Annotated in this window: 1 protein-coding gene and 1 pseudogene; both read left to right on the forward strand. The window is 53.8% G+C overall.

The annotated features are described in order from the left end of the window. Positions 1-2,887: pseudogene (locus AO068_RS24270) on the forward strand (hypothetical protein); the annotation flags it as partial. Next, a complete protein-coding gene (locus AO068_RS24275) occupies positions 2,884-3,576 on the forward strand; it encodes a hypothetical protein (RefSeq protein ID WP_058409685.1) in 693 nt (230 codons plus the stop codon). The pseudogene AO068_RS24270 and the gene AO068_RS24275, both read left to right, overlap by 4 nt. Positions 3,577-3,587 lie beyond the last annotated feature (11 nt).

A 3,587-nucleotide genomic window follows, 5' to 3' on the forward strand; every position in this document is an offset into this window, starting at 1 on the left:
GACACTCTGCCGTTGAACCGTATCGCCGAGGCGGTGGCGGACATCGACAAGGGCCATGTCACTGACGACGACCGTTTCGCTGACTCGGCAATACCCACTGCTCGCCCGCTGTCGGAAGACACCGAAACACGCCCGTTATGGGCACCGCTGGGTGCTGACGTTTTCTGGCAAGGCAGCGTCGATGATCAGGACAGTTCCCTGCTCATCGCCCTTGATGACCCGCTGGCCGTTTTCAATGATCTGGGCATGCAACTGGCCGCTGATCAGGCGGCTTTTCGCGACTGGCAAGCCAGGCACGAACACAAAATCCAGATCGCCCAGACTGTCTCCGGACTGTGTGGTGCCGAGAGCGACCCGCAAAAACTNCCAGTACCTGAGCGAGGTCGAAGCGTACTTCGAGCAATGCATCCTTGAAGAAGCACAGATCAGCAGCAGCAACGTTCCCGGAGATTTTCTGCTGCTGCCGGACATGTTCAAGAGCCTGGACATGCGCAAATCGATCGAAGCACGTTACGGCAGCGTCCCTACCGAAGAGGCCGCTATGTTCAAGAGCCTGGACATGCGCAAATCGATCGAAGCACGTTACGGCAGCGTCCCTACCGAAGAGGCCGCACAGACCTGGAAAGATCGCCACAAATGGCGGCGCGAAGTCGATCTGGCCAGCGCGCGCCAGTATCTTCAACAGCATCTGCCAAGCGGAGACGCACTGCTGCAACAGGTACGTGACACTCAACGCGATTTTCAGCTCTGGGCGACACATATCGGCACAGAACCGTTCAAGCTGTTTATCGACACCACCCGCCCGACACAGCTGCTGTACCTGCAAACGATCATGCTCAACCTGCAGATCATTTACGCCCAGGACAGCGCAGCCACTACCTGGCTGGCCGAGCAGGAAGCCAACGCCAGCACGCTGTTTGGTACCTTGCGCTACGGCTTCTCACCCGCCCTCAAACAAGCACTGCACCAGGAGGCCGACGCGCTGCTGAACGGCCTTGGCGACGTCACCAACCTGGCTACACGTATTGGCGAACTCAATGGCGCCCTCAATCACCAGGGCTTTGCCGACAAGCCGTGGATGAAGGCGCTGAAGCAACCTGTTCAGGGCACCTTCAAAGCCCTCGGCGAACTGGCCAGCGGCGCAGGTAAAACGACGTTTGAGAGCATCCTGCTGGCCTGGGTACCCATCGACAGCCGCATGGCCCTGGGCAAACAGCAGAACATCGTCGCATTGCTTCGCACCCTGTTAATCGGCCAGATTTTGCTTGATTCGAAGGCGCGTATTGCAGTCGATCAACAGGTATTCACCAAGCTCAAACAGTGGACCCGCGAGTGGCAGGTCCTCAACAAGCAGATCAGCGATACCCGTCGCAGCTGGCTTTATCCAACCGCTTACAACACCCGCAAAAGCAACGCCAGCCACCTTCGCGTCCTTGAGGAAAAACTTCGTCTGCATGAATTGAGCATCCCCGCCCTGCTCGACTATCAGAACAACCAATACGCAAAGCAGTTGCAGGACGAGATTCGCCTGCACTTCCAGTCCGGCAAAACCATGGCGAAAGACTGGCTGACCACCGCCAAGCGCTGGATCGATGGGCTGGGAGGAATTGCCGGGGCAATCACTTGGGGCGTGATCATGCTCAACTTCATCAATACCGCGCTCACTTACCGGGACCTTACTCGGGATGGAGACTTCAGTGCTAAGGATATTGGCAAGGTTACGTATGGACTGGGGTACAGCTTCAACCTGTTGATGGCGGTGTTTGTTGAAGCACCGTGGGCGGTTATCAGTACGGCGAAGCCCGTGGTTATTGGTACGTACACAGTGGGCATTCTTGATCAATCGGCAGCTTATTGGAGAGCACGGGGTAATACGGTTTGGGGGGATGCGATATTTGGGTTCAGGGTTTCGATGGTGGCGATGGGTGGGTTTGGGATTGTAGCGGCTACATTGGAGATATTTGACGTTCTGGATGATTCAGCTGGGGCTAAAACATCAGAAGAAAAAGACTGGCTGGATTTAAAGATCGTCTCTGTAGGCCTGATGGGAGTAGGGTCAGCCGCTCAGTTATTCGCAGGTATTTTTCCTGCCAGTACTCTTGCAATTATCGTTATGAGTCCGTGGTTCAGCGTAGTGCTACTGGTAACAGGCTTGATTTATTTTTTTGCTACGATGGCCCTTAACCACTTCAAGCAAGACAGTGTCGGCTGGTGGCTACGCAAGTGCTGTTGGTCCAGAACCCTAGCCTATCGCTACGCTGAGACTGCCAAAGGTGAGCATGAAGAAGTTCGCGCGCTGATGGAAATTCAATTATCTCCGCAGGTTCATGTAAAAAGCACCGTGCATTATGAAAACCGTTATCTTGGCAAAGGCGATCACTACAGCGTAGCGGTACAAAATGGCGCTGGAGTACAAGTACGTTTACCCAACCTGGTGCGCGGGCAGTCCGTACACTTCAATGTCCTTAGCAGCAAGCGCCCATGGGGAGTGCTGCCCGTAGAAAAAATAGACGACCCTCTGCATGAAGCTTTTCTAAACCGCGGGCAGTTCAGGAAAGCTGAACAGTTCGGGACGCTTGCCAACAAGCCTGCTGGCAAGGCAAGTGACGACTTCACCTACCCCTTGATGCCACCCGAAAACGAAGACCTCATCTGGGAAACCTGGGTGCCGCTCGACAAAGACGCAACCTATCTTGAGCTGCAACTCTGGTACCCGGCCAGTCTTTTAAAGACTGGCGGAGAAGATAAAAGCTATCTGTTTCAGATGAAACTTGGCACAACAGGCGATACCGCTGTTGACGGCCTGGCTTCTGTAGAACTAGAGGTAAAGGCATCAAACAGAATTGGGGCTCTGACCTTGGAAGTCGCAGAGAGTACACACGTATGAGTCAGCAAGAAACAATTCTGGATCTGCCGAAAGGCAAAGGCATCCTAGACTGGAAAATCAAAACCCTTGCGAGGTCACCTAAAGAGATCGTGATCACGCAGCTTGGATTTACCGCCATTCATTTAATAGCCGGCGCACTTATTATTTGGGGAGGCTGGAATCGTTTTTTAGAAAGCCCTGACTTTCTCATTACCGTAATATTGGCGTTTGCGGGAAATCTTGCTTACTACACAGGCCTGCTCATCCGCCAAAAAACCATCTACAACTACACCCTGAAAACCGACGGAGCAACCGTCGAGTATTACCTCCACTACCCCGACTTCGCCTCATCGTTTTTCAAAGGCATCGCTATTTTCGTCATACTGGCATTCGTCCTCGTCGCCCTAATCACTGGGTCATGGCTGTTCCTGGTCGGGCCGGTGGCAATGGCTTTTGTCGCAGCCATCAAACTGCTGAACTGGGAAAACCCCGTCCACCATCGACAAACCGCCCCATGGCATTTGCACGAATTTGTCACGGTTGATCACAAACGTCTGATGGTCATTATCCATTGCGACGATATAACCACCGGGTTCGCCGCGCGTTTTCCCAGCAAGGTGCTTATGGACAAGTATCTCGCGTTCCTGCGCAAGGCACTTCCAGCGAACGCTCAATACATCGAAAAAGCCACTAACTGGCATCAGGGTTGATGCCACTCTGC

This window comes from Pseudomonas sp. ICMP 3272 (assembly GCF_001466905.1).
Classification (GTDB): Bacteria; Pseudomonadota; Gammaproteobacteria; order Pseudomonadales; family Pseudomonadaceae; genus Aquipseudomonas; species Aquipseudomonas amygdali.

Excerpts from the sequence above, each read along its gene's own strand:
- AO068_RS24275 (WP_058409685.1), top strand. The coding sequence starts at position 2,884 with ATGAGTCAGCAAGAAACAATTCTGGATCTGCCGAAAGGCAAAGGCATC.